The 24,569-nt window shown below is 69.9% G+C and carries 23 protein-coding genes; 11 read left to right on the top strand and 12 right to left on the bottom strand.

The genetic code is table 11. From position 1 onward, the window contains the following. Positions 1-3 precede the first annotated feature (3 nt). The 4 genes from AC2YHT_RS09155 to AC2YHT_RS09140 all read right to left on the bottom strand — a co-directional run bounded on the left by AC2YHT_RS09155 (position 4) and on the right by AC2YHT_RS09140 (position 5,150). Positions 4-1,335: a 3-oxoacyl-ACP reductase gene (locus AC2YHT_RS09155; RefSeq protein WP_487289317.1), complete on the bottom strand. Its 1,332-nt coding sequence runs from the start codon at positions 1,333-1,335 to the stop codon at positions 4-6. Next, positions 1,335-3,830, bottom strand: a complete 2,496-nt coding sequence (locus tag AC2YHT_RS09150) for an acyl-CoA dehydrogenase (protein WP_487289316.1) — start codon at positions 3,828-3,830, stop codon at positions 1,335-1,337. Before AC2YHT_RS09150 ends, AC2YHT_RS09155 begins: the two co-directional genes overlap by 1 nt. Before the next feature lie 118 nt (positions 3,831-3,948). Continuing rightward, positions 3,949-4,386, bottom strand: coding sequence for a DUF2147 domain-containing protein (locus AC2YHT_RS09145; RefSeq protein ID WP_487289315.1), 438 nt, complete (start codon positions 4,384-4,386; stop codon positions 3,949-3,951). Continuing rightward, complete coding sequence (locus AC2YHT_RS09140) at positions 4,383-5,150, bottom strand: Coq4 family protein (RefSeq protein WP_110121410.1); 768 nt, start codon at positions 5,148-5,150, stop codon at positions 4,383-4,385. The genes AC2YHT_RS09145 and AC2YHT_RS09140 overlap by 4 nt, the downstream gene beginning before the upstream one ends. An 87-nt stretch (positions 5,151-5,237) precedes the next feature. Between AC2YHT_RS09140 and AC2YHT_RS09135 the strand changes: the two genes are divergently transcribed. Beyond that, a complete protein-coding gene (locus AC2YHT_RS09135; protein ID WP_487289313.1) occupies positions 5,238-5,861 on the top strand; it encodes a TetR/AcrR family transcriptional regulator in 624 nt (207 codons plus the stop codon). 73 nt (positions 5,862-5,934) lie between these two features. Here the strand turns inward: AC2YHT_RS09135 and AC2YHT_RS09130 are convergent, their stop codons facing one another. From AC2YHT_RS09130 to AC2YHT_RS09120, 3 genes are all read right to left on the bottom strand, one after another. Further along, a complete protein-coding gene (locus tag AC2YHT_RS09130) occupies positions 5,935-7,563 on the bottom strand; it encodes an ABC-F family ATP-binding cassette domain-containing protein (RefSeq protein WP_487289312.1) in 1,629 nt (542 codons plus the stop codon). Positions 7,564-7,694: 131 nt separating this feature from the next. Next, the gene (locus AC2YHT_RS09125) at positions 7,695-10,097 is read right to left on the bottom strand and encodes a TonB-dependent receptor (protein WP_487289311.1); all 2,403 of its coding nucleotides are present in this window, start codon (positions 10,095-10,097) and stop codon (positions 7,695-7,697) included. A 138-nt stretch (positions 10,098-10,235) separates the two neighbouring features. Then, positions 10,236-11,408, bottom strand: coding sequence for an acyl-CoA dehydrogenase family protein (locus tag AC2YHT_RS09120; RefSeq protein WP_487289310.1), 1,173 nt, complete (start codon positions 11,406-11,408; stop codon positions 10,236-10,238). Positions 11,409-11,500: 92 nt separating this feature from the next. Between AC2YHT_RS09120 and AC2YHT_RS09115 the strand changes: the two genes are divergently transcribed. From AC2YHT_RS09115 to AC2YHT_RS09080, 8 genes are all read left to right on the top strand, one after another. Next, positions 11,501-12,262 carry a helix-turn-helix transcriptional regulator gene (locus AC2YHT_RS09115; protein WP_487289309.1) on the top strand — a complete coding sequence of 254 codons (762 nt, stop codon included), beginning with the start codon at positions 11,501-11,503 and terminating at the stop codon, positions 12,260-12,262. A 140-nt stretch (positions 12,263-12,402) separates the two neighbouring features. Continuing rightward, complete coding sequence (locus AC2YHT_RS09110) at positions 12,403-13,056, top strand: hypothetical protein (RefSeq protein WP_487289307.1); 654 nt, start codon at positions 12,403-12,405, stop codon at positions 13,054-13,056. 27 nt (positions 13,057-13,083) lie between these two features. Further along, the gene (locus AC2YHT_RS09105; protein ID WP_487289306.1) at positions 13,084-13,389 is read left to right on the top strand and encodes a hypothetical protein; all 306 of its coding nucleotides are present in this window, start codon (positions 13,084-13,086) and stop codon (positions 13,387-13,389) included. 210 nt (positions 13,390-13,599) lie between these two features. Further along, complete coding sequence (locus AC2YHT_RS09100) at positions 13,600-14,349, top strand: response regulator (RefSeq protein ID WP_487289305.1); 750 nt, start codon at positions 13,600-13,602, stop codon at positions 14,347-14,349. Then, positions 14,346-15,668 carry an ATP-binding protein gene (locus tag AC2YHT_RS09095; protein ID WP_487289304.1) on the top strand — a complete coding sequence of 441 codons (1,323 nt, stop codon included), beginning with the start codon at positions 14,346-14,348 and terminating at the stop codon, positions 15,666-15,668. The genes AC2YHT_RS09100 and AC2YHT_RS09095 overlap by 4 nt, the downstream gene beginning before the upstream one ends. A 1,011-nt stretch (positions 15,669-16,679) precedes the next feature. Then, positions 16,680-17,375 (top strand): carbonic anhydrase, encoded by a 696-nt coding sequence (locus tag AC2YHT_RS09090; RefSeq protein WP_110121664.1) that lies wholly within the window; start codon positions 16,680-16,682, stop codon positions 17,373-17,375. Continuing rightward, positions 17,372-18,922 carry a SulP family inorganic anion transporter gene (locus AC2YHT_RS09085; protein ID WP_487289303.1) on the top strand — a complete coding sequence of 517 codons (1,551 nt, stop codon included), beginning with the start codon at positions 17,372-17,374 and terminating at the stop codon, positions 18,920-18,922. The genes AC2YHT_RS09090 and AC2YHT_RS09085 overlap by 4 nt, the downstream gene beginning before the upstream one ends. 75 nt (positions 18,923-18,997) lie before the next feature. Next, complete coding sequence (locus AC2YHT_RS09080; RefSeq protein ID WP_487289302.1) at positions 18,998-19,387, top strand: Ros/MucR family transcriptional regulator; 390 nt, start codon at positions 18,998-19,000, stop codon at positions 19,385-19,387. 40 nt (positions 19,388-19,427) lie between these two features. On the opposite strand, the gene AC2YHT_RS09075 is transcribed toward AC2YHT_RS09080, so the two are convergent. Genes AC2YHT_RS09075 through AC2YHT_RS09065 form a run of 3 tightly spaced genes read right to left on the bottom strand, consistent with a single transcriptional unit; the run spans position 19,428 to position 22,598 of the window. Beyond that, positions 19,428-19,865 carry a VOC family protein gene (locus AC2YHT_RS09075; protein ID WP_487289300.1) on the bottom strand — a complete coding sequence of 146 codons (438 nt, stop codon included), beginning with the start codon at positions 19,863-19,865 and terminating at the stop codon, positions 19,428-19,430. Between the two features lie 49 nt (positions 19,866-19,914). Next, a complete protein-coding gene (locus AC2YHT_RS09070) occupies positions 19,915-21,840 on the bottom strand; it encodes an ABCB family ABC transporter ATP-binding protein/permease (RefSeq protein WP_487289413.1) in 1,926 nt (641 codons plus the stop codon). Then, positions 21,765-22,598 carry a hypothetical protein gene (locus AC2YHT_RS09065; protein WP_487289299.1) on the bottom strand — a complete coding sequence of 278 codons (834 nt, stop codon included), beginning with the start codon at positions 22,596-22,598 and terminating at the stop codon, positions 21,765-21,767. The genes AC2YHT_RS09070 and AC2YHT_RS09065 overlap by 76 nt, the downstream gene beginning before the upstream one ends. Before the next feature lie 102 nt (positions 22,599-22,700). Here AC2YHT_RS09065 and AC2YHT_RS09060 point away from each other — a divergent pair, with 102 nt between their 5' ends. After that, a complete protein-coding gene (locus tag AC2YHT_RS09060; RefSeq protein WP_487289298.1) occupies positions 22,701-23,306 on the top strand; it encodes an LOG family protein in 606 nt (201 codons plus the stop codon). A gap of 68 nt (positions 23,307-23,374) precedes the next feature. Next, complete coding sequence (locus AC2YHT_RS09055) at positions 23,375-23,680, top strand: DUF8200 family protein (protein WP_487289297.1); 306 nt, start codon at positions 23,375-23,377, stop codon at positions 23,678-23,680. A gap of 84 nt (positions 23,681-23,764) precedes the next feature. Here AC2YHT_RS09055 and AC2YHT_RS09050 read toward each other — a convergent pair whose 3' ends face one another. Further along, positions 23,765-23,890: a hypothetical protein gene (locus AC2YHT_RS09050; RefSeq protein WP_233245354.1), complete on the bottom strand. Its 126-nt coding sequence runs from the start codon at positions 23,888-23,890 to the stop codon at positions 23,765-23,767. A gap of 279 nt (positions 23,891-24,169) precedes the next feature. After that, positions 24,170-24,568 carry a hypothetical protein gene (locus AC2YHT_RS09045; protein WP_110121657.1) on the bottom strand — a complete coding sequence of 133 codons (399 nt, stop codon included), beginning with the start codon at positions 24,566-24,568 and terminating at the stop codon, positions 24,170-24,172. Position 24,569 lies beyond the last annotated feature (1 nt).

The following is a 24,569-nucleotide window of genomic DNA, read 5'->3' as shown; positions in this document are numbered from 1 at the left end:
GGTTTAGGCCCCCAGCAGGCTCTGGCCGCAGACGCGGACCACCTGGCCGTTGACGCCGCCGCTGGCCGGGTGGGCCAGCCAGGCGATGGTCTCGGCCACATCGACCGGACTGCCGCCCTGCCCCATGCTGTTCATGCGCCGCCCGGCCTCGCGGATGGCGAAGGGGATGGCCGCGGTCATGCGGGTCTCGATGAAGCCTGGCGCCACCGCGTTGACGGTGATCCCGTGGTCCAGCCCGTCGCGCGCCATGCGGCCGACCGCGCCGATCCAGCCGGCCTTGGAGAGCGCGTAGTTGGTCTGGCCCATGTTGCCGGCCACGCCGCTCAGCGACGAGACCGCCACGATCCGACCGTTGCGGCGCACCGCGCCGGCCTCCAGCAGCACGCGGGTCAGGGCCAGGGGCGCGCCGAGATTGACGGCCATGACGCTGTTCCACTCGCGCTCGTCCATTCGGCCCAGCGTGCGGTCGCGGGTGATGCCGGCGTTGTGCACCACCACGTCGAACCCGCCCCTCGCCCGCGCCGTCTTCAGCAGCACGCCGGCCGCCTCCGGAGCGGTGATGTCCAGCGCCAGCGGATCGACGCCCAGTTCGGCGGCAAGGCCGCGCAGGTCGTCCTGGGCGCTGGGCACGTCCAGGGCCGTGACCTTGGCCCCTTCGGCGACGAACAGCCGGACGATCGCCTCGCCTATCCCTCGGGCGGCCCCCGTGACCAGCACCTGGCGGCCGGCGTGACCGACGGCGGGATCGGCCGCCACGGCGGCGGCGCCTACCCGGATCACCTGGCCCGACACATAGGCCGAACGCGGCGACAGCAGGAACGCCAGGGTGCTCTGCGCCTGATCCTCGCGGCCCGGCGTCACGTAGAGCAGCTGCACGGCAATGCTGCGCCGCGCCTCCTTGGCCAGCGACCGCACGAAGCCCTCCAGCCCGCGCTGGATGGCCTCGCCCTCGGCGGTCTTGGCCGTCTCGGGCGGAATGCCGATCACGACGATGCGGCCATGCTCGGCCACCGAGCGGATCGCCTGGTGGAAGAACCTGTAGAGCCCCTGCGTCGCGGCGACGTCCAGGCAGGCCGAGGCGTCGAACACCAGGCCGCCATAGCGCACGTCCGGCGTCCAGGCCTGGTGGATCTCGACGCCCGAGGCGGCCGCCAGCCGCTCCAGCATCGGCCCCATGCGTCCGTCCGCCGTCGGCGGGCCCAGCAGCAGCGGCAGGCTTGGCGGAGCCTCCCCCTCGCCCCGCCGCAGCAGCGGCGCGGGCTTGGGCAGGCCCAGGGCCTCGACCACCCAGCCGCCCAGGCCGCTGCTGGCGAATTCCAGATAGCGGTCGGGCATCAGGCCACCCCTTCCTTCTTGGCGCGCGCCGCGCCCTTGATCCCGTTACGGCGGGCCAGGCCCTCGCCCAGGCCGAAGTCCTGCGGGAAGTCGTCGACCTGGATGGCCTGGTCGGCGAGATGGGCGAACCGGCCGATCAGGTCGCGTTCGGCGGCGTCGATCAGGCCCTTGGCCTCGGCGTCAGCCGCCCAGGCGTCCATCAGGGTCAGGTTCTGCGGCGCGCGGGCGATCGTCCCGGCCGTGATGGCGGGCTTCAGGCGACGCTCGATGGCCTCGACCTGCGGGTGGAGATCGAAGGCCACCGCCGTGGCGGCGATCGGATCGACCTCGATGCGCGGCGTCCACGACCCGGCCAGCAGGCGGTCGCGCGCCGGACCATGGCGCTGAATCAGGCCGGCGACGGCGGAGGCGACATCGTCATTGGGTCCGCGCGTCAGTCCCGAGAGGCCAACGCCGACCAGGCCCAGCAGCCCGGCCACGACGCGGCTGGGATGGTTGGCCAACAGCGCCCTCCAGGCGACCGCCGCCCGCGCCAGGGCGTCCTGCGCCGCCCAGTGGACGAACGGCAAGTCCTCGGCCGGCCGCCCCTCGTCCTCGAAGCGCTTGAGCACGCTCGACAGGATGAACAGCTGCGACAGCAGGTCCCCCAGCCGTCCGGTCAGCGCGCCCTTGCGCTTCAGCGCGCCGCCCACCGTCGCCATCGACAGGTCCGAAGCCAGGGCCAGCAGGGTCGAGAACCGGGTCGCGGCGCGATAGTAGCGGGCCAGCTGCGGCGCGGCGCCGGCCGGCGCGGCGATCAGCGCGCCGCCCGTCAGGGCGAAGGCGGCCGATCGGGCGAGATTGCGGAACAGGAAGCCGGCATAGCCGAACAGCGCCGCGTCGAAGGCCTTGAGGTCTGCGGCTTGCGTCGTTCGCATCAGGGTCAGGACGTAGGGATGGCAGCGGATCGCGCCCTGGCCGTAGATGATCAGGGTGCGGGTCATGATGTTGGCCCCCTCGACCGTGATGGCGATGGGGATCTGCTGATAGGCGCGGGCCAGGAAGTTGCCGGGGCCCATGCACACGCCCTTACCGCCGACCACGTCCATCGCCTCGTTGACGACGATGCGGGCGCGCTCGGTGACGTGGTACTTGGCGATGGCCGAGACCACCGACGGCTTTTCGCCCTGGTCCAGGGCCGCGGCCGCGAGCTGTCGCACGCTGTCGGCGGCGTAGAGGTGGCCGGCCATCCGGGCCAGCGGCTCCTGCACGCCCTCGAAGGCCCCGATCGGCATGTTGAACTGCCGGCGGATCGCCACATAGGCCCCCACCATGCCGACCGCGAGCTTGGACATGCCGACATTGGACGACGGCAGCGAGATCGCCCGCCCGGCCGCCAGGCACTCCATCAGCATCCGCCAGCCATGGCCGACCTGGGCCTGGCCGCCGATCACCATCTCCATCGGCACGAACACGTCGTCGCCGGTGATCGGGCCGTTCTGGAACACCGCGTTCAGCGGCCAGTGACGGCGGCCGATATTGACGCCCGGATGCTCGCGCGGGATCAGCACGCAGGTGATGCCGGGCTCGGCGCCCAGGCCCAGCAGGCCGTCCGGATCGACGGCGCGGAAGGCCAGGCCGATCACCGTGGCGATCGGGGCCAGCGTGATGTAGCGTTTGCGCCAGCTGATGCGGAAACCCAGGGTCTCGCGGCCCTGCCAGGTCCCACGGCAGACCACGCCCGTGTCGGTGATCGAGGCGGCGTCCGAGCCGGCATAGGGGTTGGTCAAGGCAAAGCACGGGATCTCGTCGCCGCTCGCCAGCCTGGGCAGGTAGTGGTCCTTCTGCGCCTCGGTGCCATAGTGCAGCAGCAGCTCGGCCGGACCCAGCGAGTTGGGCACCATCACCGACACGGCCGCGGCCGAGCAGCGGGTCGACAGCTTCTGCACCACCTGGCTATGGGCGTAAGCCGAGAAGCCGAGACCGCCATAGCGCTTGGGGATGATCATCCCGAGAAAGCCCTTGTCGCGGGCGTAGGCCCAGGCGGCCGGCGGCAGGTCCTGCCAGACGGCGGTGCTTTCCCAGTCGTTCGACAGGTCGCACAGGTGCTCGGTATCGACATCGACGAAGCGCTGCTCTTCGGGGCTCAGCTTCGGCGCCGGGGTGGCCAGCAGCTTCTTCCAGTCGGGCCGGCCGGCGAAGAGTTCGGCGTCCCACCAGACGTTACCGGCCTCGACGGCGGCCTGCTCGGTGGGGCTCATCTTCGGCATGATCGCGCCGAAGGCCTTCATGGCGGGCGCCGACAGTACGGCGGCGCGCAGCGGCCGCAGGCCCAGCAGGACGGTGAAGACCGCGACAACGGCCGCCGCCGCCAGGGCCGGCGTCGCACCCACCAGGCCCAGGGCCCATCCCGCTGCTATCCAGGCCGCCAGGGCCGCGCCCCAGGCCAGGGCCCTGGCCTGCACGAAGGCCAGCAGGAACACCACAGGCGCAAGCGCGCCGATCCAGATCAGCATGGTCGCAATCCCCCGTCCGGCGTCCCTTTCGACGCCGGCTTCCTCGAAGCCATCGGATGAAAAGCGGCGGCCTGGGCCGCCCGTTACTGGGCACTCATTGGGCCCGCGCGCCCGATACTCAGCGCGCGCGTTTCCAGGTCTGGGTCCGGCAAAGCAGCGGCGCGATGCAGCCCTTCACCGCCAGGGTGTCGTCGTCGATCAGGGTCAGGGTCCCGGTTCCGGCTCGGTCCCCGCTGTCGGGGTCGTAGAGCGGCCCGCCCTTCCAGGCCTTGGGACCGCCGGTGAAGTTCTCCAGCACCAGCAGGTTCATCACCCGCCGCGTCCGCAGGGCCGGCTTCTTGTTGTGGATATCGCGCTGGTCGGGATTGGTCCGCAGGGGCGCCGCGTCCAGCACCCGCCCGCACAGCGCCGCGCCGCAGCGCTCGATGGCCACGACCCCGTCGCGGGCCGAGGTGCGCCAGCGACCGACCAAGGCGTCGTCCTGCGCCAGGGCCGGCGAGGCCGAGGCCGCCAGGACGGCCAGTCCGACGAGAAGCCCCGTCGCCGCGCGCCTCATCCGGCGCCTCCCAGATAGGCGTTGCGCACGGTCGGCGGCACTTGTTCGTAGACGCTCGGGCGCGGGATCTTCAGCCGCCGGCGCGCCGCTTCCAGCGGCTCGGCCATCAGCGCCTCGTAGTCCTGCCCCGGCAGCCAGGCCGCGCGGCGGCCGTTGCGCCAGGCCTGCAGCACGGCCCGCCCGCAGGGATAGCCGGTGCGCGCCCGCATGAACTGCACCGCCCCGCCGGCGGCGATCAGGCCAAAGCCCGCGCTCTTGGTCTGCGGCAGCGAGAAGGCCACTACGCAGGCCTCGCCCAGAGCATCGGTCTGGTAGCCGGTCAGCACGTGCCAGATGTCATGCACGTCGCGGATGCGGCGGGCGTACCAGGCGCGGGGATGGGCCGCCTCGATCTCGCTGTCGGCCACCTTGCGGCTCTCGTCGGCTAGGCCGTAGGCCGAGAGGTTGCGCACGTCGATGAAGGCCAGATAGGCCGCGCCGACCGTGCCGGGCGCGAAGCCCGCCAGCCAGTCGCGGTCCTGCAGCCGGTCCGACAGTTCGACCTGGGCATAGGCCTGCTGGCCGCCCTCCGGCGTCTCCAGCAGGCGTTGGTAGCCCCAGTCGATCGAACGGCCCGCCAGCGCGTTCATGATCTCGAACACCTGCCGGGTGTCTTCCTTGTCGGCCACCAGCCGGCCGAAGGCGCGGGCCGCCCGCACGGGCTGCACGCGACGCGGCGCGGTCAGGGACGGCAGCCGCTCATGCCCGGCAACGGGCTGCAACACGGGTGATGACGGCGAAGCTTGCACTTGCGGTTCCCCTTGTCCGGGCTTAAGAATTTCGTCTTATCTACATGAATGTCATTTACATCGATGTCAATTGAAAAGACCGCCACGCGTCGTCGTCGACGCCTGCCCGAGGAGGCGCGACGTGAAGCGCTGACCTCGGCGCGCGCCCTGCTGCTGTCGGGCGGGCCCGACGCGGTGACGCTGTCGGCGGTCGCCGGCGAGATCGGCGTGACCCACGCCAACCTGATCCACCACTTCGGATCGGCGGCTGGATTGCAGTCGGCGCTGATGGCCTCGATGGTCGCCGACTTGACCCAGGCCCTCGACGAGGCGGTCGCCCGCCTGCGCACCGACGAGGGCGCGCCGCTGGAGCTGGTCAATGCGGTGTTCGACGCCTTTTCGACCGGCGGCGCCGGCCGTCTGGCCGCCTGGATAGCGCTGTCCGGAGACCTCTCGCACCTGGAGCCCGTGCGGGCCGCGGTGCAGAATCTGGTCGATGCGATCAGCGACAAGATGGGCGTGCAGGACGCTCAGGCCCGTCAGGGCATGGGGGCGGCGGTGCTGTTCATCGCGCTCAGCGCCTTCGGCGAGGCCCTGATCGGCCCGCCCCTGCGCGACATGCTCGACCAGCCCGACGACGCGGCCCGCCGCGTCGTGGCCAGCCTGCTGCCGCGCTTCCTGATCACCAAGCCGGCGGCGGGAAGCTGACGTCGGGAAGTTGACGTCGCTTCGGCGAGGGTCTCGTCGCGCCCTCGCCGCACGCTAAACGGTCAGGCGGTTCTTACCCGCCCGGGTGCAGGCCCGGCGCTTCCTGGCCGGTGCGGGTGACGTATTCCGTATAGCCGCCGCCGTACTGGTGAACGCCCTCGGGCGTCAGTTCCAGCACGCGGTTGCTCAGGGCCGCCAGGAAGTGGCGGTCGTGCGAGACGAACAGCATCGTGCCCTCGAAGTCCGCCAGGGCCGCGACCAGCATCTCCTTGGTCGCCATGTCCAAGTGGTTGGTGGGCTCGTCGAGCACCAGCAGGTTCGGCGGATCGAACAGCATCTTGGCCATGACCAGACGCGCCTTCTCGCCTCCCGACAACACGCGGCAGGGCTTTTCGACGTCGTCGCCCGAGAAGCCGAAGCAGCCCGCCAGGGTGCGCAAGGCGCCCTGCCCGGCCTGCGGGAACGAGCGCTCCAGGGACTCGAAGATCGTCTCTTCGCCGTCCAGCAGGTCCATCGAGTGCTGGGCGAAATAGCCCATCTTGACGCTGGCGCCGATATTGACCGCGCCCTGGTCGGGCTTGGCGTCGCCGGCCACCAGCTTCAGCAGCGTCGACTTGCCGGTCCCGTTGGCGCCCAGCACGCACCAGCGCTCCTTGCGGCGCACCAGGAAATCCAGGGCCTCGTAGATCGGCTTGCCGCCATAGCCCTTGTGGACGTTGCGCAGGCTGATCACGTCCTCGCCCGAGCGCGGCGGGCTCTGGAACTCGAACTGCACCGCCTGGCGACGGCGCGGGGCTTCCACGCGTTCGATCTTGTCGAGCTTCTTGACCCGGCTCTGCACCTGGGCGGCGTGCGAGGCGCGCGCCTTGAACTTCTCGATGAACTTGATTTCCTTGGCCAGCATGGCCTGCTGGCGCTCGTACTGCGCCTGGCGCTGCGCCTCGCCCAGCGCGCGCTGCTGGTCGTAGAAGTCCAGATCGCCCGAATAGGTGATCAGCTGGCCGCCGTCGATCTCGACCACCTTGCCGATGATGCGGTTCATGAAGGCGCGGTCGTGCGAGGTCATCAGCAGCGCGCCGTCGTAGTTCTTCAGGAACGCTTCGAGCCAGATCAGGCTTTCCAGGTCCAGGTGGTTGGAGGGTTCGTCGAGCAGCATGCCGTCGGGCCGCATCAGCAGGATGCGGGCCAGCGCCACGCGCATCTTCCAGCCGCCGGACAGCATGCCGACGTCGCCGTCCATGCGTTCCTGGCTGAAGCTCAGGCCGGCCAGCACCTCGCGCGCCCGCGCCTCCAGCGCATAGCCGTCGAGCTCCTGGAAGCGCTCCAGCACCTCGCCATAGCGCTCCATGACGGCGTCCAGCTGGTCGGCCTGGTCCGGATCGACCATGGACGCCTCGAGCGCGGCCATTTCGGCGGCCAGCGCGCTGACGGGGCCGACGCCGTCCATCACCGCGGCGACCGCGCTCTGGCCCGACATCTCGCCGACATCCTGGCTGAAATAGCCGATCCGCATGCCGGGATCGATCGCGACCAGCCCATCGTCGGGCTGCTCCTGACCGGTGATCATGCGGAACAGCGTCGTCTTGCCGGCGCCGTTGGGGCCGACGAGGCCGGCCTTTTCACCCTTCTGGATGCCCATCGAGGCTTCGATGAACAGGATCTGGTGGCCGTTCTGCTTGGAGATGTTGTCGAGGCGGATCATGGGGCGGTCTGCTAGCTTGGGTCGGGCGAGAACGCCAGCCCCAGAGCCATATCAATTCCAGGCGCGATGATCGGCCGCTGGCCAACTGCGAGGCGGCGACGCGGATCGGCTCCGCGTCGCCCCTGATCCGTCTAGAACTTCCAGCTCAGCGCCGCGCCCCAGGTCTGGGCCTTGCCGGGGAAGCGGACCACGGTGTTGGCGTTGCTGCTGACGGCGGTCCAGTAGTACTCGTCCGTCAGGTTGCGGCCCCACAGCGAGACCTCCCAGCCGGCTTCCGGCGAGGAGAGGCCCAGGCTCGCGTTCAGCAGGCCATAGCTGTCGATGGCGAACAGCGGATTGCCCTCCAGGTCGGCGCTCGACTTGTCCTGCCAGCGGCCGTTCAGCGCAGCCTGAACTTTCAGGCCATTGCTGAGGTCGTGGTCGAACAGGGCCGTCAGGCCGCCCTGGAACTTCGGGCTGTATAGAAAGGGCCGCCCATCGAAGGTCTGGGCCTGACCGGCGGCGTTGATGCCGGTGTAGCCCTTCACTTCGGTGTGCAGCCAGGTCGCCGAGGCGAGGAAAGTCAAAGACCGCGTGGCGCGCCAGGTGATGTCGCCGTCCAGGCCCCTGGCCTCGCCTTCCGGCACGTTGGCCAGGCGCGACAGGGCCGTATAGATCGGGTCGGCGAAATACACGCTGAGCTGCTTGTCGGTGTAGTCGTAGTAGAAGACGCCGAGGTTGGCCTGCACCCGGCGGTCGAACAGCGCCGCCTTCACGCCCAGCTCGTAGGCGGTCAGCAGTTCCTGCCGCGCCGGGGCGTTCTGGGTCGAGATGTTGGCGGCGTTGATCGGCGTCGCCCCGGCCTTGGCTCCGCGCGAGATCGAGCCGAACACCAAGACGTCGTCCGACGCCTGCCAGTCCAGCGCCACGCGCCAGGCGAAGTTGTCCTCGTCCAGGGTCGACTTCACGAAACCGAAGCTGGCCGTCGCAGGATCGAAGGTGTTGCACGACCCTTGCGTGATCGGCGCCACCAGGCCGTAGACCCCGAAGAACAGCGCCCGGTTCACGACATTTACGTTGGGCAGCATGTTGCCGTTGAAGTCGCGCGAACAGCCCACATAGTCCTGCTTGTCCTGGCTGTAGCGCAGGCCGACGGTCAGCTTCAGCCTATCAGTCAGCTGCCGGTCGGCGTTGGCGAAGAGGCTGGCCGTGTCGGTCTCGATATTGCCGACGTCCTCATAGGTGCGGAACGCCTGGCTCATCTGCAGGGCCGTGTAACCGCCGCTGTTGAACGGCGTCGCCAGCAGGGTCGAGCCGTAATAGCGGATCAGGCCGACATTGGCGTTCTGGCCCAGGATCGTGCGGTTCATGTCGAGGATCTTGTCGTGCGCCACATAGACGCCGACCAGCCACGAGCCCTTTTCGGTCCGCCCCTCCAGCCGCAGTTCCTCGGCCGTGGACTCGATGTCGCCATGCGCCTTCTGCACCAGGATCTCATAGGGCGCGCCGCTCCAGTCGAAGACGGCGTCGCGCTTGAGCTTGTTGTAGCTGGTCAGCGAGATCAGGCTGACGTCGTCCGACAGGTGCCAGGAAAAGCGCAGCTTGGCCGCGTCGAAGCGGTCGTCCTCTTCGGCCGGGTCGCTGATGCCCAGGCCCGTGCCCACGTCGGTTCCGCGCACCGACAGCGGCGCCCAGTCGGCCTCCGTCGACTTGGTCGGCTTGTTGTTGGCGACGTAGGCTGCCAGGCCCGCCGCGTTGAACGGGCTGGCGGCCGTGGCCGGGGTGAAGCCGACGGCCTGGGCGGCCACGGTGTCGGACCGGTTGCGCCAGCCGGCGTAGGAGAAATCGAGATCGACCTTCTCGCTCGGCTGGGCGGCCAGCGACAGTCGCCAGCCCTGGCGATGCACCTCGCCCAGGCGCTCGTCGCGCGAATTGCTCTTCTGCCAGCCCTCGCCGCTATGCTCGGCGCGGAAGGCGACGCGGGCCTGCACCTTGTCGCCCAGCGGCCCGCTGAAATAGCCCTCGAGATTGCGGGTCTCGTAGTTGCCGGCCTCGGCCGTCAGCCCGGCCTCGAACTGGTCGGTCGGCTTGTTGGTCACGAAGTCGACCAGGCCCGCCGTGGTGTTGCGGCCGTAGAGCGTGCCCTGCGGACCCTTCAGCACCTCGACCCGCTCCAGGTCGAACATCGGGCCGGTGTTCATGAACGGATAGGCGTAGGCGACCTCGTCGACATAGGTGCCGACGGTCGAGGTGGCCGACAGGTTGATGGTGTTGAAGCCGATGCCGCGCAGCGTGTAGGTCGGCACGCCCTGGTAGCTCTGGCTGACGGTGAAGCTGGGCGCGACGGTCGACAGGTCCTTGGGGTCGGTGACCCGCAGCTGCTTCAGGGCGTCGCCGCTGAAGGCCTGGATCGGCATGCCGATGTCGTTGGCCGCCTCCTCGCGGCGCTGGGCCGTGACCACGACGGTCTCGATGGCGAAACTGTCCTTGTCGTCCTGGGCGGGCTTGGCCGCCTGGGCCTGCGCCCAGACCGGCGCCGCCATCGTCAGAGCCACCGCGGACACCCCTAGCGTCAGCGCGACACGAAGTCCTCGCATGCGAAACCTCCCTCCGGCCGCGCCTTCATTGGACGCTGGCTCTATCGGAGCGTGCGGTGGGCGGGGGACTCTAACAAGCTATCGGAACTGATAGGGTCATAGACCCAGCACCAGCCGGGCGATGATGTCGCGCTGGATCTCGTTGGAGCCGCCATAGATCGAGGCGGCGCGGTTGTTGAGATAGCGGGCCGTGGTCGTCAGACCTGTCTCGGGACCGACGAAGACCTCGTTCGAGCCCGCCTCGCGCGCCTTCGGCTGGTGCACGGCCGCGTAGCCGCCCAGGGCGTCCAGCGCCAGTTCGTCCTGCCGCTGCAAGGCCTCCGAGCCCTGCGCCTTGAGGATCGACGAGGCCGGCCCCGGATTGGACCCGCTGGCGAAGGCGCTCAGCACCCGCCGCTCGGTGACGTCGATGGCCAGCGCCGCGATCTGCGCTTCCGCCAGCCGCCGGCGGTGATCGAGATCCTGTGGCTCGACCTGCCCGCGCAGGCGCTCCAGCCCAGCCTCCAGCCCGGCCGCATAGCCGCCGCCCCGCTCGAACTCCAGCAGGTGCTTGGCCACCGTCCACCCCTGGTTCTCCTCGCCCAGCCGGTCGGCCCTGGGCGTGCGGACATCGTCGAAGAACACCTGGTTGACCTCGTGCTCGCCGGCCATGGTGATGATCGGATCGACGCAGATCCCCGGCCGGTCCATCTCAACCAGCAGAAAGGTGATCCCCGCCTGCGGCTTGCCCTCGCTACTCGTGCGGACCAGGCAGAACATGTGCGTCGCCCAGTGGGCGTGGGTGGTCCAGATCTTCGAGCCGTTCAGCACATAGTCGTCGCCGTCGGCCACGGCCTTCATCTGCAGCGAGGCCAGGTCCGACCCCGCCCCCGGCTCCGAATAGCCCTGGCACCAGTAGTCCTCGCCCGACAGGATCCGCGGCAGGTAGCGGGCCTTCTGCTCGGGGCTGCCGAACCGCATGATCGCCGGCGCCACCATCCTCAGGCCCATCGGCGCCAGGCCCGGCGCCCCGGCCCGGGCGCATTCGGCGAAGAACACGTGGCGCTGGATCTCGCTCCAGCCTGGCCCGCCGTACTCGACCGGCCAGGTCGGCGCGGCCCAGCCCTGGGCGGCCAGGATCCGTTGCCAGGCCAGGCTGTGGGCCTTGTCGCAGAACACGCTGGTCATCCGCCGCCCGGCCTCGCGCAGCTCGGGACTCAGGTTCGCGTCGATGAAGGCGCGCACCGCGTCGCGGAAGGCCAGGTCCTTAGCCGACAGTTCCAGATCCACGCGCTCACTCCCATCACACGCCCTCGGGGAAACTTGCGAAAGCCTGGCCCGGGTGCGCAAGCTATCGGAACCGATAGGGAAAGAGCGCCCGCATGACGGCGACCACGGCCCAGTCCTTGGGGGGAAGCGACGAACGCCTGGCGCGGGTCATGGACCTGGCGGTGCGCGTCCGCGACCTCGGCGCCGAGATCGGACTGCCCTACATCGCCGCCAGCGCCGACATCTCGAGCCCCGAGCCGATGCTCGGGCCAGATGGCCTGCCGCTTGCCGAGACCACCTTCGAGTGGCTGGACGCGGGCCTGCGCTACTGGCGCGACCGCTCGTTCGCCCTGCGGGCCCCGTTCATCCTGGCCGCCCGCTACGCCGCCGATCCGTTCTTCTATCACGAAGGCCGCTTTTCTAGCTGGCGCCCCCTGCCCCGGCTGGAAGCCATCGCGGTTCGCGAGGCGGCCGAGGACTTCGGCGTCGCCGCCGCCATCATCGCACCCGCCTACCTGACCGGCGGGGTGATCGGGGCCGTCGTCTGGGCCTCGGCCAAGCCCGTTCCCGACCTGCCGGCGCTCTACGAGGCCCGCGCCGACCAGCTGCATGGCGCGGCCCTGCGGCTGGTGTCGGCCTATCGCGACGGCGTCGGCGACGACGCGCCGCTGGCCCGGCTGACCAAGCGCGAGATCCAGTGCCTGAAGTGGGCCGCGGCCGGCAAGACCGACGCCGACATCGGCCAGATCATCGGCATCTCCGGACCCACCGTCCGCTTCCACGTCCAGAACGCGGCCCTGAAGCTGCGCGTCGCCGGCCGGGCGCAGGCCATCCACCGCGCCACGGGCCTGGGCTACCTGGGCTCGGCCGCATAACGCCGTCGCGCGGAAACGCCTGCTCCGACACGTTTTGTCACGAACGCGATGCAAAGCCGCAAGGCGCTCTCTCCACTCTGACACACGTTCAGAGGCGCCTGTCGAACGAGGGATCGGTCGGCGCCGTTCGGGAGAAGACCATGAACAAGACCCGTCATCGCCTGCTGGCGCTTACCGTGATCAGCGGCTTCGCGATCGCCGGCGTCGCAGCCGCGGAAACGGTGAAACTGCCCGCCAAGCAGACGGCGCTCGGCGTCGAGCACTTCCACGCCAAGGCCCAGGTGCTGGATGATCCGCTCGACATCGAGACCGTCGTCAGCACCGAGCGCGGCTTCCAGACCGGCAAGGGCGTGTTCCGCTCGCCCTCCAACGACAACCACCTGCGCGCCGTCGTCGATAAGCGCACGGGCTCGACCCGCTTCGAGGTGCGCCAGACCCTGACCTACCAGGGCTCGATGCGCGGCTATGGCGAAGGGGCCGTGGCCTACCAGACCAGCGCCTTCCCGGTGCAGGCTCAGGTGACCAAGATCCGCGACAACGCCGGCCAGTGCTTCCTGTTCGAGGCGCCCGAGCTCTGCCGCGAGGAGTTGGCCTTCACCGTCAGCGAGACCGAGCTGCGCAAGCTGGCCGCCGCGCCGTCGGCCTGGGGCTTCAAGTTCAAGTCCGACAAGGGCTACGAGCACCGCACGGCCATCACCCCGGCCGAAATCGCCGGCCTGCTGAAGGCCGTCGACGGCTACCGCGCCACCCTGCCCGCCCTTCAGGCGAAAGCCGACACCGCCGCTGGCGGCTGAGTTCAGTATCCGGAGCTTCTTAAGTCCATGAAAGTCGTTGCGTTCCTCGGCCTGGCCGCGTGCCTGGCCGCCTCGCCCGCCGTCGCCGGTCCCGCCGGCCACGGCCTCACCCACACCGAAGCCGTCGCCAAGCAGAACCTCGCCAAGCGCACGGTGAAGATCCAGACCCCCTGCGCCCAGTCGGCCGCCACCGCCGTCGCCAGCCGCCAGGGCGTGTCCAAGGCCAAGCCGCAGGACGGCCTGGTCCACGTGGTGTTCAACAGCGCCGCCGACGCCGCCGCCCACGAAGGCGCGGTGCGGGCCGCCGTTTCCGAAGCCTGCCGCGCGGCGTAAGCCAGCGGTCCAAAGACGGCCGCCCCGGCGGCCTGCCCTCGCGCGAGTTCCTCTTCCCCCGAAGTGCGCGCGAGGGCGCCTTACTTTTCAGCGAGCGACGAAAGTCGGCCGACCCCTGGTGGAAACCGGCGAAGAAACGCCCCTTTCGGCCTTGTTCACGGCGCCGTCGTTCCTAGATAGCCCGGACGCATGGAATCCTCAGGCCACGGAATGATCGCCCTGCAGCGCGAGATCGCTGCCGCCCCCGTCGCGCCGGTCGTCCTGATCGTCGAGGACGATCCGGCCCTGCGCACGCTCCTGATGCGCCTGCTGCGCGAGGAGGGCTTCCAGCCGCTCAGCGCCGCCCACGGGGCCGAGATGGCCCGGGTGCTGGAGACCAACAGCGTCGACATCATCCTGCTCGACGTCATGCTGCCCGGCAGCAACGGCTTTGACCTGTGCCGCAGCGTGCGCCGCGAGAGCGACGTGCCGATCGTCATGCTCAGCGCCCGCGACGACGAGACCGACCGCCTGATCGGCCTGGAGCTCGGCGCCGACGACTATATCGGCAAGCCTTTCAGCCAGAAGGAGCTGATCGCCCGCATCCGGGCCATCCTGCGCCGGGCGCAGGGCAACACCCAGTCCAGCCAGCCGCGCGGCCACCAGCAGATGGTCTTCGCCGGCTGGCAGCTCGATCCGGGCCGTCGCGAGCTCTTGTCGCCCGACGGCGCCTTCGTCGATCTGTCGGGGGCCGAGTTCGACCTGCTGCTGGCCTTCCTGTCGTCGCCCCAGCGGGTGATCGGCCGCGAGCGCCTGCTGGAGATGTCGCGCGCCCGCATCTCCGACGCCTCGGACCGCAGCATCGACGTGCTGGTCAGCCGTCTTCGTCGCAAACTGGCCGTCAGCGGCCAGGCCGAGGCCCTGCTGCGCACCGTGCGCGGCGTCGGCTACATCTTCACCGCGGCGGTGGAGCGTCGATGAAGCCCTTGCGGCTGTGGCCGCAGCGTCTGGTCGGCCAGGTCACCCTGGTCCTGATGCTGGCCGTGGCCCTGGAGTTCGTCGGCAGCTCGATCCTGTTCGAGAACAGCCGCCTCTATCCCAATCGCGACAACCAGGTCCGCCGCGCCGCCGAGCAACTGGTCACCGCCGAGGCCATCCTCGAAACCCGTCCCGAGCACGAGCGGGCCGCTCGCGCCGCCGGCCTGTCGGCCCGTCCCAACGAGATCGGCTGGACCGCCCTGCCGAGCCTGGTCGATCGCGAGCGCGCCGCCGAGCGCAAGCTGAAGGACCAGTTCCGCGACGCCGAGCCCAGCCTCGTTCGGCGCGAGCTGCGGATGAACACCGAGACCGACCACGCCCTGCCCCGCGACACCCACCTGAAGGTGGCGCTGAAGATGCGCGACGGCTCGTGGGTGTGGATGAAGACCAAGATCCGCGCCGCCCCCTGGGCCGTGGTGCTCAGCAGCTTCGGCTCGGCCTTCATTCTGGGCCTGGGCGTCATCGCCGCCGCCGCCCTGGTGCTGCGCAACCTCAGCCGGCCGCTTCGAGCGCTGGCCGAGGCCGCCGACAAGGTCGGCCAGGGCGAGCGGATGCGCGTGGCCGAGACCGGGGCCGGCGACCTGAAGCTCGTCGCCAAGGCCTTCAACGCCATGCAGGACCGCATCGCCGGCCTGCTGCAGACCCGCACCGAGGCCCTGGCCGCCGTCGGCCACGACCTGCGCACGCCGCTGGCCCGGCTCAGCCTGCGCGCCGGCTTCGTCCAGGACGCCGCCGCCCGCGAAGCCCTGGAGGCCGACGTCGCCGAGATGACGGCCATGCTCGACTCGCTGCTGGCCTATCTCGGCGGCCAGGAGGATCCCGAGCCGCCGCGCCGCACCGACATCGCCGCCATCGCCATGACCCTGGTCGACGACGCCACCGACTCCGAGCGCGAGGCGGCCTACGACGGCCCCGAGCACCTGCCGGTCCACGCCCGTCCGCTGTCGCTGAAGCGGGCGATCAGCAACCTGGTCGAGAACGCCCTGCACTACGGCGGCGAGGCCCGCCTGAGCCTGGTCCGCGACGGCCGGCTGGTGATCCTGGCGGTCGAGGACAGCGGCCCCGGCATCCCCGAGGAAGAACTGGCCCACGTCCTGGAGCCCTTCCACCGCCTCGACAGCGCCCGCGCCCGCAACACGGCGGGCCTGGGCCTTGGCCTGACCATCGTCCAGCAGATCCTCAAGCGCGAAGGCGGCGAACTGGTGCTGAAGAACCGCCCCGAGGGCGGGTTGCGGGCCGAGGTGCGGCTGCCGGCCCTTTAGGAAACCTCTCCCATAGGGAGAGGGAGGGGCCCACGCGAAGCGTGGGAGGGTGAGGGGTTACACCGCCGGCGGTCCCACCCCGACCCTTTCTCCCGTAAAATCCCCGCGAAAGCGGGGACCCAGGCTTTTTCTGCCACCCACCGCGCTCGACGATAAAACACCTGGGTCCCCGCTTTCGCGGGGATTTTACGGAGTTGGGGCGGCCTTACGCACACTGCTCACACGGCGTAATTGGAAAAGAATCCAACCAACTCAACGCCCTGCAACTTTATAACCCCAACTTATCCCCACCCACTCCAGCCCCCCCATAATCAAAGCCATCCCAGCCATGGGGAGGGCTCTTGGTACCGGCCCGAGTTAGCGGCTGAGATCGCATCGAGCGGGGCCGCTTGTTGCGTCATGGGAAGGGCGGGTTTGCAGGATCGCTCAGAAGGCGTGATTGGGCCGCCAGCCGTTCCGTGACGAGACAAGCGGGTCGACAGGGTCGGGATCGTTTCAAACCGGCCTAACAGGATCAGCCGAGGCGCCGCCGGATCACCGCGGGGCTATTGGTCCTGCCCGTCCGAGGGACAACCGGGTCCAGGGTTGAAAAAGCACCCGCGCCCCCGGTCCTTCGAGCCTACGATGTGGCGGAGCGGTCAGACGAAGCCGAAACGCTAAACCACATCACGGTCTCCGGGCTCCGCCCGGCCGCTCCGCGCCTCCCCGCCAACTTTCGTGGATCGCCACGGGAGATCGAGAAGCCGTGCCCAAAACCCCCTCAGTCGCTCCGCGACAGCTCCCCCAGAGGGGGAGCATCTGCGGCGTAGATCCTCCCCCTCTGGGGGAGGTGGCCCGAAGGGGCGGAGGGGGTCTTCGCAGGCGCCTCAGACACCCTTTGACACAAACCCGCTGCATCGCAGCAAAGGCCGCCCCCCAACTTCCTCCCTAGCGTGGCGGTCCAGCCGCGCCGCGCCGCGACGTCCGTTTCCCCCTTTCCCCGGACGTCGCGGCCATCGCACGGAGGTTCCCTTGGAACAGTTTCTCGAACGCGCCGCCCTCTTCCGCGGCCAGGTCTTTCCCGCCCAGAGCGCCCTCTACGAGCGCCTGGCCAGCCACGGCCAGAGCCCCAAGGCCCTGATGATCTCCTGCGCCGACAGCCGCGTCGTGCCCGAGCTGATCACACAGGCCGCGCCCGGCGATCTCTTCGTCTGCCGCAACGCCGGCAACATCGTGCCGCCGTTCAGCCAGGCCAACGGCGGGGTCTCCTCGGCCGTCGAATACGCCGTCGTGGCGCTGGGCGTGCGCGACATCGTCGTCTGCGGCCACTCCGACTGCGGGGCCATGAAGGCCTTCTCGCATCCGGAAGCCCTGGAAAAGATGCCCAACGTCGCCGCCTGGCTGCGCCACGCCCACGCCGCCCACAGCGTGGTCTGCAACGCCTATCACGGCCTGGGCGACCATGAGCGCACCCGCGCTCTGTCGCTCGAGAACGTCGTCGTCCAGATCAACCACCTGCGCACCCACCCCTCGGTCGCCTCGGGCCTGGCCAAGGGCGAGCTGACCCTGCACGGCTGGTTCTTCGAGATCGAGACCGGCCAGATCCAGGCCTACAACGGCGACACCGGCCAGTTCGAACAGGTCTTCGAAGGCGCGCCCCTCCCCGTCGCCCAGCGCCCGAGCCGTCGCATGGTCGCCGCCGATCACCTGGGCATCGCCGCCGAATGACCCGCCCCGCCGTTTCCTCCCCCAACGGTGGCAAGCCCGGTCTGACGGCGTTCCTGTCGCGTGACCTGACCGCCTCGATCGTCGTCTTCCTGGTGGCGATGCCCCTCTGCATGGGCATCGCCGTCGCCTCCGGCGTGCCGGCCGAGCGCGGCCTGATCACCGGCATCATCGGCGGCATCGTCGTCGGCGCCCTGGCCGGCTCGCCCCTGCAGGTCAGCGGCCCGGCCGCTGGCCTGGCCGTCATCGTCTTCGAGATCGTCGCCAAGCACGGCCTGTCGACCCTCGGGCCGATCCTCGTGCTGGCCGGCCTCGTCCAGCTGATCGCCGGCGCCCTGCGCCTGGGTCAATGGTTCCGCGCCATCTCGCCGGCCGTCGTCCACGGCATGCTGGCCGGCATCGGCGTGCTGATCGTCGCGGGCCAGCTGCACGTGCTGTTCGGCGACAAGCCGAAAGCCAACGGCCTCGACAACCTGATGGCCATCCCGGCGGCCCTCGGCGGCCTGTCGGCCTCGACCTTCGGCGGCGCGGAAGCGGCGCTGCTGGTCGGCGTCGTCACCATCGGCTCGATCCTGCTGTGGGAAAAGATCCGCCCGGCAAAGCTGAAGCTGGTCCCCGGCGCCCTGCTGGGCGTGCTGGCCGGCACCTTCGTGGCCATGGGCTTTGGCCTCGACGTCCAGAAGATCGCCGTGCCGGAATCGATCGGCGCCGCCATCGCGATCCCGGGCCTTGGCGACTTCGCCAAGCTGATGGACCCGATGATCGTGCTGACCGCCGTGGCGGTGGCCTTCATCGCCTCGGCCGAGACCCTGCTGTCGGCGGCCGCCGTCGACCGCATGCACGATGGCCCTCGCACCAAGTACAACAAGGAGCTGTTCGCCCAGGGCGTCGGCAACATGATGTGCGGCGCGGTCGGCGCCCTGCCGATGACCGGCGTGATCGTGCGCAGCTCGGCCAACGTCCAGGCCGGCGCGGTCACCCGCCTGTCGGCGATCATGCACGGCGTCTGGATCCTGGCCTTCGTGGCCCTGCTGCCCTTCGTCCTGCGCCAGGTGCCCAGCGCCGCCCTCGCCGGCGTGCTGGTGGTCACCGGCTGGAAGCTGGTCAGCCTCGACCACGTGCGCCACCTGTTCGCCCGCTACGGCCTGCTGCCAGCGCTGATCTGGGCCGCGACCTTCATCATGGTCGTCGCCACCGATCTGCTCACCGGCGTCCTGGTCGGCCTGGCCCTGACCATCGTCGAGCTGCTGCCGAACCTGAAGAAGATGCGCCTGCGCATCGACCAGCGCGACGTCGGCGAACAGGAGCAGGAAATCCGCCTCGAGGGCGCGGCGACCTTCGTGCAGCTGCCGAAGATCACCAAGGCCCTGGACGCGGCTCCGGACGGCGGCGTCGTCCGCCTCGACACCAGCGCCCTGACCGTGCTCGACCACACCGCCACCGAGGTGCTCAGCGAGTGGGTCAAGAGCAAGGAGCGCACGGGATCGAAGGTCGAGCTGCCGCCCGCCTGCGTGTTCGGCGCCCGCCTGCGTCCCGCCGGCGCCCACTGACCCTGCCCCGCCCCCGGGGACGGCCGCCCGCCGTCCCCGGGGTTCTTTTCGATGCGAGACCCTAGAGATCCACCGATGAACAAGGCCCAGGAACGCGCCGCCGACGTGACGGCCCAGGTGCTTTGCGCCTATCTGAACAACAACGTCGTCTCGACCGACGACCTGCCCGACCTCGCCGCCCGCACCTATGCGGCGCTGGAGGCGGTGTTCTCGACGCCGGCCGCGCCGGTCGAGCGGCCCAGTCCCGACGAGATCGCCGCCAGCGTCAGCGACGACGCCATTATCAGCTTCGAGAACGGCCGCCGCTACCGCTCGCTCAAGCGCCACCTCAACAGCCTGGGCCTGACCGAGCAGGAGTATCGCGCCAAGTGGGGCCTGCCCGACGACTACCCGCTGGTCGCCGCCAGCTTCTCGGACCTGCGCTCCACCGCCGCCCGCGCCAGTCGGTTCGGCACGCGGGGCTGAAACGAAGAAGGCCCGCCGTGCTGGCGGGCCTTTTGTGCGTCTACCAGGCGCCGGTGTTGGGCATCGAGGCCCAGGGCTCGGCGGGCGGCAGGCTGCCGTCCTGCAGCAGCTCCACCGAGATGCCGTCGGGCGAGCGGACGAAGGCCATGTGGCCGTCGCGCGGCGGGCGGTTGATGACCACGCCCAGATCGGCCAGGCGCTGACAGGTCTCGTAGATGTCGTCGACCCGATAGGCCAGGTGACCGAAGTTGCGGCCGCCCTGGTAGTCCTCCGTGTCCCAGTTGAAGGTCAGCTCGACCAGCGGCGCCTTGCGCTCCTTGGCCAGCTCGATGTCCTCGGGCGCTGCGAGAAACACCAGGGTGAACCGGCCCTTCTCGTTCTCCATCCGGTACATCTCCTGGAGGCCCAGGCCCTCGCAGTAGAACCGCAGCGAGGCGTCGAGATCCTTCACGCGGACCATGGTGTGCAGATAGCGCAAGGGAGCCTCCCAGGTGTTCGAAGCAGTCGCCGCCGATATAGCCGATCGATCAAGCCGTCGCGACCTTGCCGCGCGTCTGGCGACGCCAGAGGGCCGCATACTCGCCGTCGGCCGCCAGCAGGTCGGCGTGCGGACCGCGCTCGACCACCTTGCCCCGGCGCAGGACGATGATCTCGTCGGCGTCGGCGATGGTCGACAGCCGGTGGGCGACGACCAGGGTCGTTCGCCCTTCCCGGGCCTTGCGCAGCGTCGCCTGGATCGCCGCCTCGGTGCGGCTGTCCAGCGCGCTGGTGGCCTCGTCGAGGATCAGCACCCGCGGATCGGCCAGCAGGGCCCGGGCGATGCCTACCCGCTGGCGCTCGCCGCCCGACAGCTTCAGGCCCCGCTCGCCGACCTTGGTGTCCATGCCTTCCGGCAGATTGCCGATGAAGTCGCCCAGCTCCGCCGACCGTGCGGCGCCCCAGACCTCTTCCTCGGTCGCGTCGGGGCGCCCGAAGGCGATGTTGGCGGCGATCGTGTCGTTGAACAGAGCCACGTCCTGCGGCACCAGCGCCACGGCCCGCCGCAACGAGACCTGGGTCAGGGCCTTCAGGTCATGGCCGTCCAGCGTCACCCGGCCGGCCTGCGGATCGATCATCCGCAGGGCCAGGCGCACCAGCGTCGTCTTGCCGGCTCCAGACGGGCCGACGATGGCGACGGTCTGGCCGGGCTTGGCGACGAAGCCGACGTCCGTCAGCCCGTCCGATCGCGCGCCGTGACGGAACGAGACGCCCTCGAAGGCCACGGCCCCGCCCCGGCGGTCGCCGGTCGGCGGCAGGTCGATGGCGTCCGCCGCGTCGGCGACGTCGGCGCCCTGGCGGCGCAGGTCCATCATCGACTCCATGTCGATGAACGACTGGCGGATCTCGCGATAGGCGAAGCCGAGGAAGTTCAGCGGCTGGTACAGGTTCACGAGGATCAGCACGACGGCGGTGATGTCGCCCGGACCGATGCGGCCGGCGGCGGCTTCCGAGCCGGCCAGCACGGCCATGACCGCCAGGCCCAGGCTCATGACCAGCGACTGGACCACGTTCAGCAGCGACAGCGAGTTGGTCGCCTTGATCTGGGCCGCGCCGTAGGTCTTCAAGGCCTGCTCATAGGCAGCGACCGCCCGGTCCTCGGCCCCGAAGGTCTTGACCGTCTCGTAGTTCAGCAAGGCGTCGACGGCCCGGCTGGCCGCCTCGGCGTCGGCTTCGTTGAGCACGCGGCGATGGCCGATCCGCCAGTTGGAGATCGAGAAGGTCAGGACGCCGTAGATCACGACCGTGACGATAGCCGTCGCCGCGAACCGCCAGTCATAGGCCCGCGCCAGCACGGCGGCGGCCAGGACCAGCTCGACCAGGGTCGGGGCGATGTTGAAGACGAGGCCCCGGATCAGGAAATCCATGGCCCGCGCGCCGCGGTCGATGGTCCGCGACAAGGCGCCGGTCCGCTTGGTCTGGTGGAAGTCGATCGACAGCGACAGGGCGTGGGCGAAGGTCTCGGTCGCCGCGCGGTTCTGGGCCGCCTGGGCGACGGGCGTGAACACCGCGTCGCGGGCCTGCGGCGCGGCGGCGGCGATGAACCGCACGCCGGCCCAGCCCAGGGCCAGGGCGCCGAACGACAGGGTCACCTGGGTGGCCGCGCCCTGCCCGGCCGTCAGCCGGTTGACCGCCGCGCCCAGCAGCAGCGGTGCGGCGACGCCCAGCGCCTTGCCGGCGAAGGTCAGGACCAGGGCCGCCGTCAGCCGCCAACTCAGGCCCGGCGCCTTCGAGCGCAGGACGAGGCGCAGCAGCTCCGCCAGCGCCTCCCAGCCGGAGACCGGGCGTGAGGCTTCCGGCGCGGTGCGGGCCTGATCACGACCGGCCGAAGAAAAGCCCCTCACGAGCCGGTTCCCGGCGTGAACAGCATGGTGGTCTGGATCCCGCCGCCGGGGGTCATCCAGTCGGCGCGCCAGCCGCTTTCGAAGCGCTCGGCATGCAGAGGGCCGCCGGTCAGCCGTCCGGGCGGAGACACGTCCAGGCGGACGAGGTTCTCGCCGCCCTCGCCGGCTACCTGCACGGTGTGCGAACCGGGCCCCAGCGGCTGGGTCAGGGACAGGCTGAAGCGTCCCTGGGCGTCGACCTTGCCCTCGGCCTGGGTGGCGCGATCGACGCGGACGCCGAAGCCGGCGCCGGGCCGGCCAACGCCGGAAATCACCGCCCCTCCCTCGCGGTCGAAGTCGATGGCCAGAATGCGCGGCGAATCGGACGGTCCCGACAGCGGCTCGGTGCCGCCGCCGGCCCGCAGCAGGGCGACAGCGCCCTCGGGAGCGACGAAGAGATAGCCTTCGGCCTGGACGGTGCGACCCTCGCGGGTCATCGACAGGCCGAAGAGGCGGGGCTCGGCCGCGCCGGGCAGGATCGCGCGCCAGAGACCGCCGGCGTCCGCCTCGGTGCTGACGGCCTGGCCGGTGGGCGAGCCCAGGCGCACGGAGGCCCCGGGAGCCGCGGATCCAGACACGGCCACGCCGCCGCCCTCGACCGCTGCGGTCACGACCTTAGGCGGCGCCAGATAGGCCGCTTCCGGGTCGCGGGCCGGCTGGGCGGCCGGCGTTTCCCGGCCCCAGTTGCGCCGCCCCGCGTCGTCGCAGCCCGCCAGGGTCGCGACGAGCGCCATGGACGCTGCGAACGCCAGGGGCCACGGCTTGAAAGCGGCCTTGCGAATCCCGATCATGCGCCTTCCAAGTCTGGCGTCGGCCTGCGGCCGAGCCTGAAACACCATGGCGCGCCCTTCCCGCTGGGAGCCGCGCCTTTTCTTTTGTTGGAGTGGACGACGATGCCCGACCTGTCTAGCGCCCTGGGATCGGTCTGCGTCTACTGCGGCTCATCGAACACGGCCGACCCGGCCTATCTGCAGGCGGCCTACGACATCGGCGGCGACTTCGCCCGGTCGGGGATCAAGCTCGTCTACGGTGGCGGCGGCGTTGGCCTGATGGGCGCGGCCGCGCGCGGCGCGCACGACGCCGGCGGCAAGGTGCTGGGCATCATCCCCGAGTTCCTGCGCGGCCGCGAACAGCCTTTCGATGACGTCGAGACGGTGATCGTCACCTCGATGCACGAGCGCAAGATGCTGATGTTCGAGCGTTCGGACGCCTTCGTCGTGTTGCCTGGCGGCATCGGCACGCTCGAGGAGATCATCGAGCTGCTGTCCTGGCGACGCCTCGACCTGCACCGCAAGCCGATCGTGTTCCACAATCCCGACGGCTTCTGGGATCCGCTGTTCGCCCTGCTCCACCACACGATCGAGCGTGGACTGACGCCGCCGGCGCTGGCCAACGCCTGGGTCTCGGTCACGGAGGCTTCAGAAGTGACGCGGGCCGTGCTGGCTTGGGGTCTGGACGTCGATCGCGACCACGAGATCGACGTTCGCCGATTGACTTAGTTTTCAATCACAACGAACAATGTGATCAGCGTCCACCTAGAAATAGGACGTGGGGATAGGAGATGTCCATGCGTATGCTTCTGCTCGGCGGTTTCGCCGCGATTTCGCTCGTCGGCGCGGCCCAGGCCGCGACTTCCGAAGGCGCCATGCTCGTGCTCAAGGCGCCGCCGGCCAAGGCCGAACTCATTCATGACGGCGCGATCTGGCGCTGCACCGGCACCGTCTGCAAGGCGCCGACGGTCAAGGCCCTTCCGGCCGGCCGCAGCTGCCGCAAGATCGTGGCCGAGCTCGGGGCCGTGTCGGCCTTCACGTGGCGCGGCGATGCGCTCGACGCCGCCGGCATCGAGGAATGCAACGCGGCCGCCAAGCCGTAAGCCCTCCCCGACTAAAGCGTCGGATTTCACGCCATCCCGGACCGACCGGGATGGCGTTTTTCTTTGGTGAGAGGCGCTGAGGCGCTACTTCCTGTCCGAAGTCTTGGACGGCCGCTGCGGCGGCTTGGAGTTTCCGGGGCGAGGCCCAACCAGCAGTCCGCCCATCAGGGCGAAGGACAGCATGGCGTGGTTCATCTTCGTCACGTTCATGGCGGCGTCTCCTTGACCAGCCCGGAGCGGTTCAGGAGGGCTTCCTGAAAACGCTCCACTTGTTACGGGACCGGTCGAAAGACCGGCCCAGCCAGAAAGAGACGCGCGCGGCTTACAGGGACTCGCACCCTCCTAGTCGTCAGCGCGTCATGGGCGAAGATGCGCTCAAGCTCGCCCATGACAAGCAAAATATTCCGGGTTCGGACGATGTCCGCATGCTGAAAATGATCACCGGCGGGTCAGGTCAGTCGCCGCGAATATTATCAGTCAACGAACGAATTAGTGAAGCGTGGCGCCATCCCGGTCCATCAGCTCATGGGTGACGGCTTCGCTCACGGCGTCGGGTTTGCCGGCGGCGGCGATGATGTTGGCCGCGGCCCGCAGCATGACCGGCTCGATCCGATCGGCCTCGCAGCCGACCAGTTCGGCGGCCAGTTCCGGCAGGTCGGCGCACAGGCGCAGCTGGCCCGCGATCCGTTGCAGGGCGTAGTTTTCCTCGAGGCCCGGGTCGTTGGCGACCACGCCGACCAGCAGCGACAGGGCGGTTTCCAGCTTGTCGGCGCGCGCCTTGGCCTCGCGGGCCTGGTCGAGCAGAAGGCGGGCGCTGGAATCCATGGCCTCCAGGGTGTCGGCCAGTTTTTCCGGGGAGAGACCTTGGAGGGCTTCGGGGCGGAGCATC

Source organism: Caulobacter sp. SRI_008, assembly GCF_057586355.1.
The sequence above is the reverse complement of the archived record's forward strand: the minus strand, read 5'-3'. Positions and strand labels throughout refer to the sequence as shown.